A 13,678-nucleotide genomic window follows, 5' to 3' on the forward strand; every position below is an offset into this window, starting at 1 on the left:
TGTGACAGTGGCACTGTCACAATAGCCGTCATGGGTCCACTCGCGGGCGTCAAGGTGGTCGAGCTGGCCGGGATCGGGCCGGCGCCGTTCGGGTGCATGCTGCTGGCCGAGCTCGGCGCCGATGTACTCCGCATCGACCGCCCAGGTGGCGCCATCTCGCTCGGCCCGCCGGAGCTCGACCTGGTGAACCGCGGACGTCGCAGCGCGGCCCTGGACCTCAAGCAACCCGCGGCTGTGGACGTCGTACGCCGGCTTGTCGCGCAGGCCGACGTACTCGTCGAGGGGTTCCGGCCGGGCGTGGCAGAGCGACTCGGTTTGGGACCGGCGGACTGTCACGCGGTCAACCCGCGGCTGGTCTACGGGCGAATGACCGGTTGGGGACAGGACGGTCCACTGGCGCACACCGCCGGACACGACATCGACTACCTCGCGCTGTCGGGTGCGCTGCATCTCATCGGCAGAGAAGGTGGCCCGCCGCAGGTCCCGGCGAACCTGCTCGGTGACTTCGCGGGCGGATCGCTCTACCTCGTGATCGGCGTACTTGCGGCTCTGCACGAGGCGCAGCGCAGCGGTCAGGGGCAGGTGGTGGACGCCGCGATCGTGGACGGTTCGGCGCATCTGACCACGATGCTGCTCGGAGCGCTCGCGGCCGGCTCCTGGCGGCAGGAGCGCGGGACGAATCTGCTCGACACCGGTGCGCCGTTCTACGACGTGTATGAAACGGCCGATCACCGGCATGTCGCGGTCGGAGCCCTCGAACCGCAGTTCTACGCCGAGCTGATCGACAAGCTCGGCCTCGACGCCCCGGACCGCAACGACCCGGCTCGATGGCCGGAGCTGCGGAAGGTCCTGACCGAGACGTTCCGGCAACGCACCCAGGCGGAGTGGACCGAACTCTTCGACGGATCCGACGCCTGTGTCGCGCCGGTCCTGCCGCTCGCTGCCGACCATCCGCACCTCAGCGCCCGCGGCACCTTCGTGGAGCACCACGGCGTCCGGCAGGCGGCTCCGGCACCGCGCTTCGACCGTACGCCGACCGGCCTGGACCAGCCGCCCGCGCGACCGGGGGAGCACACCCGCGAAGCCCTGACCGACTGGGGCATCACCGACCTCGACGACCTGCTGGAGTCCGGCGCCGCCGTCCAGAACTGAGCCCCCTGAAGGGAATCCGCCTGTGGAACGTCAGCTGTTCGAGCCCGATCACGACTCCTTCCGCGAGACCGTCCGCGCGTTCTGCGAGAAGGAGATCGTCCCGCACCACGACAGCTGGGAGCAGGCCGGCATCGTCCCGCGCGAGCTGTGGAGCGCCGCCGGCGCCGCGGGCCTGCTCGGCTTCATGATGCCGCAGGAGTACGGCGGTGGTGGGGCGCGCGACTTCCGGTTCAACACCGTGCTGATCGAGGAGCTCACCAGGGTCCGCGCCAGCGGGGTCGGGTTCACGATCCACACTGACATCAACTCGGCGTACCTGCTGGACTATGCGACGGCGGAGCAGAAGGAGCGCTGGTTGCCGGCGTTCTGCTCGGGCGAGACGATCACCGCGATCGCGATGACCGAGCCCGGGGCCGGCAGTGACCTGCAGGGGATCCAGACCACGGCGCGGCGGGACGGCGACCACTACGTGCTGAACGGCCAGAAAACGTTCATCTCGAACGGGATTCTCGCCGACCTGGTGATCGTGGTGGCCAAGACCGACCCGGACGCCGGAGCCCAGGGCATCTCGCTGATCGTCGTCGAGCGCGGGATGCCCGGCTTCGAGCGCGGGCGGAACCTGGACAAGATCGGGCTGAAGGCGCAGGACACCGCGGAGCTGTTCTTCGACGACGTCCGGGTACCGGCGGAGAACCTGCTCGGCGAACCGGGGCAGGGATTCGTCTACCTGATGGAGAAGCTGCCGCAGGAGCGGCTCACGATCGCGGTCGTCGCCGCGGCCGCATGCGAGAACATGCTCGACGACACGTTGCGCTACGTGAAGGACCGGAAGGCGTTCGGGCGCCCGATCGGCTCGTTCCAGAACAGCCGGTTCGTGCTCGCGGAGCTCGCCACCGAGACCACGATCGCCCGGGTGTTCGTCGACCGCTGCATCCAGGAGCTGAACGCCGGCACCCTGACGGTCGCCGAGGCGGCGATGGCGAAGTGGTGGACGACCGAGCTGCAGAAGAAGGTCGTCGATCGTTGCCTTCAACTCCACGGTGGCTACGGGTTCATGACGGAGTACCCGATCGCGAAGGCCTACCTGGACACGAGGGTCCAGACCATCTACGGCGGCACCACGGAGATCATGAAGGAGATCATCGGGCGCACGATGGGGGTCTGACCACCGAAAGCGGTCCCGCCGCGAGTGCGCCTCGGGACGACACGGTACGGCGGGACCCTGGCGCCTGCCGGTCAGTCACGTGGTTGGGGCGACCCATGCTGATGTCCGTGCCGCGCCCACCCCTCCCTGCGGTGCGACACGTCCAGCGCCGGGGTCTTGGGCTTGCCTGGACAGGCCAACTCAGAGTAACCAGCAACGATCGTCGCCGCCAGATCTCCGGCTGTGTCAAGTAGTCGCCTGAAGCGAACGCTCGATGATCCGGAGCCTAGCCGGACAACGTGATTCGGCCCTGCACGACGTCGTCGGCGACGGCGGTCAGCCGCCGGTTCGTCGAGCGGGCGTACCTGCGCAGGATGCCGAACGCCTCGTCGACGCCGATGGACAGGCCGTGGCTCAGGTAGCCCTTGGCCTGCTCGATCAGGATCCGGCTGTTCAGCGCGTTCTGCAGCTGCTCGGTGACGATCTCCTGGCGGGCCAGCGCGCGCTGGTGGACGATACCGATCGTCGCGGCGTCGGCCAGCGCCTGGCCGAGCACGACCGTGTCGTCGGTCAGCGGCCCGGTTCGCTCGCTCAGCAGGTTCACCGCGCCCAACTTCGTATCGCGCAGCCGCATCGGCAACGCCTGCACCGACAGGTATCCGGCCTCGACGGCAGCCGCCGCGAAACGCGGCCAGGGGCTCAGTCCGTCACGCAGATCGGCGTAGTGCACCGGGCGCCCGGAGGTGAAGGTGTCGAGGCACGGTCCCTCGAGGTTCTGCAGCTGAACGAGCTCGATCAGCCGGGCCTGCTCGCTGGACGCGGCCACCAGGTTCAGGCCGCCGTGGTGGTCGACGAGCAGGATGCCGCAGGCCGAGACGTCGAGCAGTTCGCTGCAGCGGGTCGCCAGCCGGTCGAGGAACTCGATGATGTCGAAGTCGGCGACGAGGGTGTCGGACAACTCGATGAACACTTCCCGCACTCTCCGGTCGGACACGCTCATGAGTCCTCCTCCTGGTCAAACTCACCATGCTGGGAGCCTGTCTCCTCAGGCTCGTCGGGTTGTTCGAGGGGTTTGTCCACCTCGAGACGGAGCCGGCCGGCCATCACTTCGCCGGCTACCGCCTGCAGGGACATGCCGCTGCTGTACGCATACGCACGTAAACGCGCGAGGGCATCGGTCACGCCGATGCCTTGCTGTGCCGCGATGACGCCGGTGGCCTGGTGTACCTCGGCGCGCCGAGCCGTGAAGGCCGCTCCGATCATTTCGTCGGCGTCGGTGCCGATCCCGGTGCGGCCGTCCAGGATCAGTACCAGGAGCGCGTCGGCGTACACCAGGGCGTCCTGGAGCAGGTCCGCCGGGAGCGGCCCGCGCTCGTGCCGGTAGATGCTCAGTACGCCCACCCGGGCAGCACCGGCACCGACCGGGAATGCGAACACCGCACCGACGCCACGGTCCGCGGCCGCGGCCGCGAACACCGGCCACCGCCGACCGGCTCCGGCACCACCCAGATCCGACTCGAGCACCGGCGCGCGGATCAGCACGGCATCGCCGCTCGGGCCCTCGCCGAGCGTGAACTGGAGGTCGTCCAGCTCACCGGCCTCGGCGCCGCTGCGCAGCAACGGCTCCCAGCTGCCGTCACGTGCCATCCCGAATCCGGCACCGACCGCGGCCAGGGCCCGCGCGCAGGCCATCACCGCATGCAGTGGCGTCGGAGACACACTCTGGTGCCCCGCCACGGACTTGATCGCCCCCCATACGCGGGCGCTCCGGTCGAGATCCACGTATTCCGTCCACGTTCGTGCCGCCACTGAGCGTGGCCACTGCAGCGGCCGCGGCAGCTCGGTACTTCTCATCACAACGCACGCCCCGAACGGTTCGGCGTACGGCCGCTCGACGTTTGCGGATGCGGCCGCCCCCGTGCCAGGCCCGGTACCCGCCTCCACGGCCAGTACGCCTCCGTGTCGTACGCCGGGAGTAGGCCGTACCATGCGTTCGTCGGGCTCCTTCCCGGGACAGGTCGCGGCACACTCTCGCCACCAGGTCCGGGGCAGCTCCACTGCAGCTATTTTAGTCCTGCACGGGGGAGTCGCGGCACACCGAGGGAGGTCGCATGGGCATCGTGTCGCCAGGGTTCACGGGCCGGAGCAGGGGTGGGACCGAGCTGCCACCGGGGCAGTATCTGACGCGTGAGTTCCCGGTGCTGTCGGCCGGGCCGACGCCCCACATCCGGACCGAGCACTGGGAATTCGTCGTCACCACCGAGACGGGCGAGAAGTACCGCTGGGACTGGGCCGCGCTGATGGCGCTGCCGGCCGAGGAGATCACCAAGGACATCCACTGCGTCACGCGGTGGTCGAAGCTGCAGACGACCTGGAAGGGCGTCTCGCTCGACACGCTGCTCGCCGACGTCGAGACCGGCGCGGACTACGCGATGGCGCACAGTTACGGCGGCTACACCACGAACGTGCCGGTCGACGACCTGCTCGACGGGCAGTCCTGGATCGCCTACGAGTACGACGGCGAGCCGCTCGACCCCGAGCACGGCGGGCCGGCGCGACTGCTGGTCCCGCACCTGTACCTCTGGAAGAGCGCCAAGTGGGTCCGCGGACTGGTGCTGTCCGACACCGAGGACCTCGGTTTCTGGGAGACCGCCGGCTACCACGAGTACGGAGACCCATGGAAAGAACAGCGATACGCCGGCGACTGACCTGGCAGGTGGCCACGGTCACCGAGGTACGGCGGGAGACCGAGACCGCGCGCACGATCGTGCTCGACGTACCGGACTGGCCGGGCCACCTGGCGGGGCAGCATCTCGACGTCCGGCTGACCGCCGAGGACGGGTACCGCGCCTCGCGGTCGTACTCGATCGCCTCGGCCTGGGAAGGCTCGACGGTCGAGTTGACCGTCGAACAGGTGCCGGGCGGCGAGGTGTCGCCGTACCTGGTCGACGTGCTGAAGGCCGGGGATCCGCTGGAGATCCGCGGTCCGGTCGGCGGCTGGTTCGTCTGGAAGCCGGAGCAAGAGGGGCCGGTCCAGCTGATCGGCGGCGGATCGGGCGTGGTGCCGTTGCGGGCGATGCTGCGAGCGCACGCAGCCGCGGCGAGTACGACGCCGGTGCGCCTGCTGTACTCCGTTCGGCGGCCGGCGTCGGTGATTTACGTGAGTGACCTGAAGGAGCTGGCGGCGTCGGAGGATGTCGACGTACGGCTCGTGTACACGCGCGAGGCTCCGGCCGGTGAGCCGCGGGTCGGCCGGATCGACGCGGACGTGATCGAGCGGCATGCGTTCCGGCCGGAGCAGCTGCCGACGACGTACGTGTGCGGGCCGACGCCGTTCGTGGAGACGGTGGCGGATCTGCTGGTCGCGGCCGGGCACGACCCGGCCCGGGTGAGAACGGAGCGGTTCGGATGAGCGAAACCAACTACCTGGACGGGAACGCGGCCGCCGGTGCCCTGAGTGAGCTGTTCGCCGTCGACCTGACCGCGGCCATTGCCCAGTGCAACGGTTGCGGCCGGACGGCGGTCTTCGCCGAGTCCCGCGTGTACGTCGACGCACCCGGCATGGTCGCCCGCTGCAGCGGCTGCGAGTCCGTGCTGCTGCGCGTCGTCACCACCCCGAACGACACCTTCCTCGACCTCCGGGGCCTCACGTACCTGCGGGTGCCGAACTCCTGACCGCGGGCGTCACCGAGGTTTGCTCTGGGTGCGGCGGATGGTGTCGCGCTGGGTCTCGCCGACGGCTCGTTCGTAAGCGAGGACCAGACCCTGGATGGTGACGGGTTTGAAGCGTTCGACGAGCTGCTGGATGTGCTCCGGCGGACCGCCGGAGTCGCGGTAGTGCGGCCAGACCTTGGTGCGGAAGACCTCGGTGAGTTCCTCGGCGATCGCGCGGCCGTGGTCGGTGAAGATCCGGCCGGCGGCCAGCACCGCCTCGACCGGGAGGTCCAGATCGAGCAGTTCGACCCCGAGGCTCAGGTGCGCGGTCGCGACCTGGAACACGTCCTCGTCCGGCGTCGGCTCGACCACCCCGAGCGCGACGAGCATCTCGATGTCGTCGTCGCTCAGGTCGCGACCGGTACGCCGTACCAGGGCTGCTCGGTCGAGCGTTTCCGGCAGGTCGCGCATCCACGGTGTCAGCAGCGTGCGGTGCAGCGCGATGTCCTGCGGTGTCGCGTCCTGCGGGATCCGGTCCAGGTAGCCCTCGATCGCCGACAGCGTGAACCCGTGCGCCTGCAGCTCGCGGACCAGGTCGAGACGGGCGATGTGTTCCGCACCGTAGTACCCGACCCGTCCCCGTCGCGTCGGCGGCGGGATCAACCCGCGGCCCGCATAGAAGCGCAACGTGCGCACCGTCATCCCGACCCGCGCCGACAACTCGACGACCGTCAGGGTCGCGTCCCCCGCCACTTCCGACATGGCGGAGATCATAACGAGTGCCCCTTGACCATCGTGACAGCGGGACTGTCACAATCACCGGTATGACCGAAGCCTTCCTGTACGACGCGATTCGCACGCCGCGGGGCAAGGGGAAGCCGACCGGCGCGCTGCACGAGGTCAAGCCGATCCAGCTGATCACCGGCCTGCTGCAGGAACTGCGGGTGCGGCATCCCGAACTGGATCCGGCCACCATCGACGACGTGGTGCTCGGCGTGGTGACGCCGATCGGTGACCAGGGCATGGACATCGCGCGCACCGCCGTACTGATGGCCGGGTACCCGGAGACGACCGGCGGCGTGCAGCTCAACCGCTTCTGCGCCTCGGGTCTCGAGGCGGTCAACCAGGCGGCGCAGCGGGTCCGGTCCGGCTGGGAGGACTTCATCCTGGCCGGCGGCGTCGAGTCGATGTCCCGGGTGAAGATGGGCTCCGACGGCGGCGCCTGGGCGATGGACCCGGAGACCGCGCTCGAGACCGGCTTCATCCCGCAGGGCATCAGCGCCGACCTGATCGCGACGATCGACGGGTTCTCCCGCGCCGACGTCGACGCGTACGCCGCCGAGTCCCACGCCCGCGCCGCGAAGGCCTGGGCGAACGGGTACTTCGCGCGTTCCGTCGTACCCGTGGTCGATCGGAACGGGCTGCGGATCCTGGATCACGACCAGCTGGTGCGGCCCGGGACGTCGGTGGAGACGCTGTCCGGGCTGCCGCTGTCGTTCGCCGCGATCGGGGAGCACGGCGGGTTCGACTCGGTCGCCCTGGAGAAGTACCTGACGGTCGAGCGGATCGAGCACGTGCACCACGCGGGCAACTCCTCGGGCATCGTCGACGGGGCCGCCCTGGTTGCTATCGGCAACGAGAAGGCCGGCGAGGCGCTCGGTCAGGCGCCGCGTGGCCGGGTCGTCTCGGTCGGGGTCAGCGGTGCCGATCCGACGATCATGCTGACCGGCCCGGCGCCGGCCGCCCGGAAGGCGCTGGCCAAGGCGGGGCTCGAGGCCGACGACATCGACCTGTTCGAGATGAACGAGGCGTTCGCCGCCGCGGTCATGCATTTCATGAAGGATCTCGGCGTACCGCACGAGAAGGTGAACGTGAACGGCGGCGCGATCGCGCTCGGCCACCCGCTCGGGGCGACCGGCGCGATGCTGATCGGAACCCTGCTGGACGAGCTGGAGCGACGCGAGCTCCGCTACGGACTGGCCACCCTGTGCGTCGGCGGCGGGATGGGCGTCGCGACGATCATCGAGAGGCTTGCGGCATGATCGAGTGGAAGAACGACGCCGGAGTCGTCACGCTGACGCTGAACGACCCGTCCGCGTCCGCGAACACCATGAACGACGCTTATGTCGAGGCGATGGGCCGGACCGTCGAGCGCTTGATCGCCGAGAAGGCGCTGCTCGAGGGCGTGATCGTGACGTCCGCGAAATCGACGTTCTTCGCCGGCGGGAACCTGCGGCAGCTGTCGCAGATCCAGCCCTCGGACGCGGCGCAGGTGTTCGGGACCATCGAGGAGGTCAAGCGTCAGCTGCGCGCTCTGGAGACCCTGGGCGTACCGGTCGTGGCCGCGATCAACGGGTCGGCGCTCGGCGGCGGGCTGGAGATCGCGCTCGCCTGCCACCACCGGATCGTTGCCGACGACAACCGGATCGAGCTCGGCGTCCCGGAGGTCACGCTCGGTCTGCTGCCCGGCGGCGGGGGAGTGACCCGCACGGTGCGGATGCTCGGCCTGCAGGACGCGCTGATGAAGGTGCTGCTCCAGGGCCAGCGGATGAAGCCCGCGCATGCGCTGTCGGTCGGGATCGTCGACGAGGTCGTCGCCGCCGATCAGCTCCTCGCTGCGGCCCGGCGGTGGATCACGACGTATGACGGTGACGCCAAGCAGCCGTGGGACCACGACGGGTACAAGATCCCCGGCGGTACGCCGTCCTCGCCGAAGCTGGCCGCGTTCCTGCCGGCCTTCCCGGCGAACCTGCGCAAGCAACTCAAGGGCGCGCCGTACCCGGCGCCGCGGGCGATCATGAGTGCCGCGGTCGAGGGCAGCCAGGTCGACTTCGAGACTGCCTCCCGGATCGAGTCGCGGTACTTCGTCTCGCTCGCCACCGGGCAGGTCGCGAAGAACATGATCCAGGCGTTCTTCTTCGACCTGCAGGCGATCAACGCGGGCGGCTCGCGGCCGGCCGACGTACCGACCTGGCGCGCTCGCAAGGTGGGCGTGCTCGGGGCCGGGATGATGGGCGCGGGCATCGCGTACGCGTGTGCGAAGGCCGGTCTCGAGGTTGTGCTCAAAGATGTTTCCTTGGAGGCCGCCGCGCGCGGAAAGGAATATTCCGAGAAGCTGCTGGCGAAGCAGGTCGCGAAAGGCCGGAGTACGCCTGCCGACGTCGAGACGTTCCTCAGCAGGATTACGCCGACCGGCGACCCGAACGACCTGGCCGGCTGTGATCTGGTGATCGAGGCCGTCTTCGAGGACGTCGGACTGAAGCAGAAGGTCTTCGCCGAGATCGCCGCCGTGGTCGAGCCGGACGCGCTGCTCTGCTCGAACACCTCCACGTTGCCGATCAGCACCCTCGCCGAGGGTATCGACCGGCCGGACGACTTCATCGGCATGCACTTCTTCTCGCCCGTGGACCGGATGCCGCTGGTCGAGCTGATCGTCGGCGAGAAGACCGACGACCGGGCGATCGCGCGCGCCTACGACGTCGTACGGCAGATCAAGAAGACACCGATCGTGGTCGGGGACAGCCGCGGGTTCTTCACGTCGCGGGTGTTCGGCACGCTGGTGATGGAAGGCGCCGCGATGGTCGCCGAGGGCGTCGACCCGGTGCTGATCGAACGGGCCGCGACCCAGGCCGGGTTCCCGGCGCCGCCGCTGGCGATGCTGGACGAGATCACGCTGACGCTGCCGCAGAAGATCCGGGACGCGGCGCGCGCGGCCGGTGAGAGCGCCGGTGCGTTCGACGAGCATCCGGGGATGGCGGTCGCGGACCGTCTCGTGAACGAGTTCGACCGCCGCGGGAAGGCGGCCGGGGCAGGGTTCTACGACTACCCGGCGGACGGGCCCAAGCGGCTCTGGCCGGGGCTGTGGGAGCACTTCGCGCCGCAGAGCGACGTACCGCTGATCGACGTGCAGGAGCGGCTGCTGTTCGCGATGGCTCTCGAGACGGTCAAGTGCCTGGACGAGGGCGTGCTGCGGTCGGTGGCCGACGCCAACATCGGCTCGATCTTCGGCATCGGCTTCCCGCCGCTGCACGGCGGCGCGCTGCAGTACATCAACGCCTACGGTCCGAGGGCGTTCGTAGCCCGGTCTCGCGCACTCGCGGCGACGTACGGCGAGCGCTTCACGCCGCCCGCACTCCTGGTCCGGAAGGCGGACGCCGGCGAGCTCTTCGGCTGATCACGAGCCGATATCAACTCCAGCAAACTCCACACGTTCGAACAAAGAAGAGCGCGTCCGGTCTTGCGCCGGGCGCGCTTTTGAGACATTGTTCTGGCACTTCTACAACGATTGACCTTGCGTCGAACGCTGTCGTTGTGTTGAACCCTGTTGTACCGTGTGCGAAATCGGAGATGCTTAACGTAGTTAAGTAACTCGGAACTCCTGGCGTCGTACCCCTGCGACGTCGCTCTCGGGAAGGTGGAAGTCATGCCTGCTCATGTTCCGAACGCCGGTCTGACCCGGCGGGATCTGCTCAAGCGAACCGGTGGTCTGGCCGCGCTCGCCGCGCTGACCGCGGCCTGCGGCGGCAATACCGGCAGACCGTCGTCGGGAGGCGGCGGCGGAGGTTCGAAGGTCAATCTGTCGCAGTGGTACCACCAGTACGGCGAGACCGGGACCCAGCAGGCCGCGCAGAAGTACGCGAAGGCCTACACCGACGCGAACGTCTCGGTGCAGTGGACGCCGGGTGACTACGCCAGCAAGCTGTCGTCCGGTCTGCTGTCGAACAAGGGCCCGGACGTCTTCGAGAGCCAGCTGAACATCGGCATGGTGAAGAGCAACCAGGTGGTCGCGCTCGACGACATCATCGCCGACGTCAAGGACGACTTCCTGCCGGGCGACCTGGCCACGAACACCGTGGACGGCAAGATCTACGGCATCCGGATGATCATCGACCCGCAGGTCATCTACTACCGCAAGTCGCTGCTGGACAAGGCCGGCATCAAGCCGCCGGAGACCATCGACGACCTGATCGCGGCGTCCAAGGAACTCACCACCAACAAGGTGAAGGGCATGTTCGTCGGCAACGACGGCGGCCTCGCGCTCGGCAGCCCGGCGCTGTGGGCGGCCGGTGGTGACCGGCTCACCAAGGACCACAAGCCCGGCTTCGCCGGTGACGGCCCGGCCAAGATGTTCGGCAAGCTGCACGAGCTCTACGCCAGCAAGAGCATCCTGCTCGGCTCGCCGACCGACTGGACCGACCCGAGCGCGATCAACCAGGGCCTGTGCGCGATGCAGTGGATCGGCATGTGGGCGGTGCCGGGCATGCAGAAGGCGCTCGGCGACGACCTCGGCGTGATCCCGTTCCCGGCCCTCGACGCGTCGAACAAGCCGGCCGTGTACTCCGGCGGCTGGACGCAGTTCGTGTCCGCGAAGAGCGCGAACGTCGACGCGGCGAAGAAGTTCGTCAAGTGGCTGTGGATCGACCAGGCGGACGACCAGGTGGACTGGTCGCTGAGCTACGGCTTCCACATCCCGCCGCGGAAGAGCGTCGCGGCGAAGGCGGAGAAGCTGCAGAAGGGCGTCGCGGCCGACACCGTGAAGCTGACCCAGGACTACGGCCACACCGACGACCCGGCCTGGACCCCGAAGATGGGTACGGCGTTCGGCGACATGCTGACGAACATCATCAAGAAGGGAGCCGACCCCGCCGCAGAGATCGCCAAAGCCGAGAAGACCGTCAACGACGAACTGTCGCGGTTGTTCGGATGAGTGCACCGGCGAAGACGTCCGACGGCCCCGCCACCGCTGGTGAGCGGCGGGGCCGATCGGCCAAAGCCCCGCGGCAGAAGGGGATCGCCGGCACCACCTTGTGGTTCTGGGTGTTCGTCGGACCGTTCGTGGTCGGCCTGCTGCTGTTCTCCTACCTGCCGATCATCTGGAGCCTGGTCCTCAGTTTCTTCGAGGCGTACAACACCGCGACGCCGTCGAAGTTCGTCGGGCTGCAGAACTACATCGACATGCTCACCGACCACAACTTCCTGTCCAGCCTGGGCACGTTCACGATCTTCGCGGTGTTCATCGTGCCGCTGACGTTCGTGCTCTCGCTGGTACTGGCGTTGCTGGTCAACCAGGTGAAGATCGCGCGGGCGTTCTTCCGGTCGGTGTTCTTCCTGCCGACCGCGTGCTCGTACGTCGTCGCGTCGCTGATCTGGAAGCTGTCGATCTTCAACGGCGTCCGGTTCGGTCTCGCGAACACGGTGCTGGGCTGGTTCGGCGTGGACAACATCGCGTGGCTCTCGACGGTCTCGCCGCCGTGGTACTGGCTCCCGCTGGTCACGGTGCGGCTCTGGTTGCAGCTCGGGTTCTACATGATCCTGTTCATCGCGGGTCTGCAGCGGATCTCGCCGACCCTGTACGAAGCGGCGTACGTCGACGGGGCGAAGCCCGGGTGGCAGGTCTTCCGCTACATCACGCTCCCGCAGCTGCGGGCGACGTCGGTGGCGGTCCTGATCCTGAACCTGATCGCGGCCTACCAGGCGTTCGACGAGTTCTACAACCTGATCGGCAACGTGAACTACGCGCGGCCGCCGCTGGTCTACCTGTACGGCATCTCGCTCGGGTCCATCCAGGACCTCGGTCACGGGTCGGCCGGTGCGCTGATCCTGGCAGTGATCATCATGCTCGTGACGCTGTTGCAGAGCCGGCTCTTCGGCTTCGGAAAGGCGGGCGACTGATGGCGGTCTCCGAGCGTACGACGGGTACGCCGCAGCCGATCGGGTTCCAGCAGACCCCACTCGGCCGGGTCGGAACGGTGCTGCGCTGGATCGCACTGTTCATCGCGGTCGTGCTGTTCTTGCTGCCGTTCTACCTGATCCTGCGCAACGCGCTGTCCACCGAGGCCGACATCACCGCGCCCACGTGGACGTTGTTCCCCTCGCATCTGCAGTGGGGGAACATCAGCGAGCTGTTCAACGACACCACGGTGCCGATGGCGCGGGCGTTGTACAACTCCGCGGTGGTCGGGATCCTCGGCACCGCGGGACAGTTGCTGCTGGCATCGATGGCGGGGTACGGGCTGGCCCGGATCCCGTACAAGCACGCCGACAAGATCTTCTACGCGATCGTCGCGACGCTGATGATCCCGGGGGCGGTGACGTTCATCCCCTCGTTCATCGTGGTGTCGTCGCTCGGGTGGGTCTCGTCGCTGCGCGGCCTGATCATTCCGACACTGTTCAGCGGGTTCGCGGCCTTCCTGTTCCGGCAGTACTTCCTGGGTTTTCCGAAGGAGCTCGAGGAAGCCGCCCGGGTGGACGGCGCCGGGTACTTCGGGGTGTTCTGGCGGATCGTCGTACCGAACTCCCTGCCGTTCTTCGCGGCGCTCGCGGCGATCACGTTCATCGGCAACTGGAACTCGTTCCTCTGGCCGCTGGTGATCGGCCAGGACTCGTCGTCGTGGACGATCCAGGTCGCGATGTCGACGTTCATCACGGCCCAGACCATCAACATCCACGAACTGTTCATGGCCGTCGCGGTGTCGATCCTGCCGCTGGTGCTGATCTTCGCCTTCCTCCAGCGCTACCTCATCCAGGGCGTCACCCAGTCCGGCATCAAGGACTGACCCCCAGCCGGCGGGGAGTCCACCAGGCTCCCCGCCACCACCCACCCAGAGGTAAAACAGCCCCCGGCCGCGGGGCCGTTTGTGTTGCGCCTTCGGCGGCATGAGCTGTTGCGTGGCGCGGACGTCCGCGACGAAGTGCTCGCCCATGGGGTGCCTGCGGGGGTGGCGGCTG

13 protein-coding genes are annotated in these 13,678 nt (G+C 68.3%); 10 read left to right on the forward strand and 3 right to left on the reverse strand.

Features of this window, described 5'->3' with window-relative positions; genetic code table 11:
• The first annotated feature begins 30 nt into the window (after window positions 1-30).
• Together ACFYRH_RS15055 and ACFYRH_RS15060 are read left to right on the forward strand one after the other, a co-directional pair.
• Window positions 31-1,152 (forward strand): CaiB/BaiF CoA transferase family protein, encoded by a 1,122-nt coding sequence (locus ACFYRH_RS15055; protein ID WP_387773993.1) that lies wholly within the window; start codon window positions 31-33, stop codon window positions 1,150-1,152.
• A gap of 22 nt (window positions 1,153-1,174) precedes the next feature.
• On the forward strand, window positions 1,175-2,317 hold the full coding sequence (locus ACFYRH_RS15060; RefSeq protein ID WP_387773996.1) for an acyl-CoA dehydrogenase family protein: 1,143 nt from the start codon (window positions 1,175-1,177) through the stop codon (window positions 2,315-2,317).
• Between the two features lie 265 nt (window positions 2,318-2,582).
• On the opposite strand, the gene ACFYRH_RS15065 is transcribed toward ACFYRH_RS15060, so the two are convergent.
• Window positions 2,583-3,296, reverse strand: a complete 714-nt coding sequence (locus ACFYRH_RS15065; RefSeq protein WP_387773999.1) for a GAF and ANTAR domain-containing protein — start codon at window positions 3,294-3,296, stop codon at window positions 2,583-2,585.
• On the reverse strand, window positions 3,293-4,015 hold the full coding sequence (locus tag ACFYRH_RS15070; protein ID WP_387774002.1) for a GAF and ANTAR domain-containing protein: 723 nt from the start codon (window positions 4,013-4,015) through the stop codon (window positions 3,293-3,295). Before ACFYRH_RS15070 ends, ACFYRH_RS15065 begins: the two co-directional genes overlap by 4 nt.
• Window positions 4,016-4,407: 392 nt before the next feature.
• On the opposite strand from ACFYRH_RS15070, the gene ACFYRH_RS15075 reads away from it, so the two are divergent.
• Genes ACFYRH_RS15075 through ACFYRH_RS15085 form a run of 3 tightly spaced genes read left to right on the forward strand, consistent with a single transcriptional unit; the run spans window position 4,408 to window position 5,971 of the window.
• On the forward strand, window positions 4,408-5,004 hold the full coding sequence (locus tag ACFYRH_RS15075; RefSeq protein WP_387774005.1) for a sulfite oxidase-like oxidoreductase: 597 nt from the start codon (window positions 4,408-4,410) through the stop codon (window positions 5,002-5,004).
• Window positions 4,974-5,708: a ferredoxin reductase gene (locus ACFYRH_RS15080; protein ID WP_387774008.1), complete on the forward strand. Its 735-nt coding sequence runs from the start codon at window positions 4,974-4,976 to the stop codon at window positions 5,706-5,708. Before ACFYRH_RS15075 ends, ACFYRH_RS15080 begins: the two co-directional genes overlap by 31 nt.
• Window positions 5,705-5,971 (forward strand): DUF6510 family protein, encoded by a 267-nt coding sequence (locus tag ACFYRH_RS15085; RefSeq protein WP_387774011.1) that lies wholly within the window; start codon window positions 5,705-5,707, stop codon window positions 5,969-5,971. Before ACFYRH_RS15080 ends, ACFYRH_RS15085 begins: the two co-directional genes overlap by 4 nt.
• A 9-nt stretch (window positions 5,972-5,980) precedes the next feature.
• On the opposite strand, the gene ACFYRH_RS15090 is transcribed toward ACFYRH_RS15085, so the two are convergent.
• Entirely contained in the window at window positions 5,981-6,712 is a 732-nt protein-coding gene (locus ACFYRH_RS15090) for a MerR family transcriptional regulator (protein WP_387774014.1), read from the reverse strand.
• Window positions 6,713-6,774: 62 nt separating this feature from the next.
• On the opposite strand from ACFYRH_RS15090, the gene ACFYRH_RS15095 reads away from it, so the two are divergent.
• The 5 genes from ACFYRH_RS15095 (at window position 6,775) to ACFYRH_RS15115 (ending at window position 13,506) form a co-directional block, all read left to right on the forward strand.
• On the forward strand, window positions 6,775-7,992 hold the full coding sequence (locus ACFYRH_RS15095) for an acetyl-CoA C-acetyltransferase (RefSeq protein WP_387774017.1): 1,218 nt from the start codon (window positions 6,775-6,777) through the stop codon (window positions 7,990-7,992).
• Window positions 7,989-10,124, forward strand: coding sequence for a 3-hydroxyacyl-CoA dehydrogenase NAD-binding domain-containing protein (locus tag ACFYRH_RS15100; protein WP_387774020.1), 2,136 nt, complete (start codon window positions 7,989-7,991; stop codon window positions 10,122-10,124). The genes ACFYRH_RS15095 and ACFYRH_RS15100 overlap by 4 nt, the downstream gene beginning before the upstream one ends.
• A 249-nt stretch (window positions 10,125-10,373) precedes the next feature.
• A complete protein-coding gene (locus ACFYRH_RS15105; RefSeq protein WP_387774023.1) occupies window positions 10,374-11,657 on the forward strand; it encodes an ABC transporter substrate-binding protein in 1,284 nt (427 codons plus the stop codon).
• A complete protein-coding gene (locus ACFYRH_RS15110) occupies window positions 11,654-12,622 on the forward strand; it encodes a carbohydrate ABC transporter permease (protein WP_387774026.1) in 969 nt (322 codons plus the stop codon). Before ACFYRH_RS15105 ends, ACFYRH_RS15110 begins: the two co-directional genes overlap by 4 nt.
• Entirely contained in the window at window positions 12,622-13,506 is an 885-nt protein-coding gene (locus ACFYRH_RS15115) for a carbohydrate ABC transporter permease (RefSeq protein ID WP_387774028.1), read from the forward strand. Before ACFYRH_RS15110 ends, ACFYRH_RS15115 begins: the two co-directional genes overlap by 1 nt.
• Window positions 13,507-13,678: the final 172 nt, after the last annotated feature.

Origin of the sequence: Kribbella sp. NPDC004875 (assembly GCF_042873375.1) — a bacterium.
GTDB lineage: Bacteria > Actinomycetota > Actinomycetes > Propionibacteriales > Kribbellaceae > Kribbella.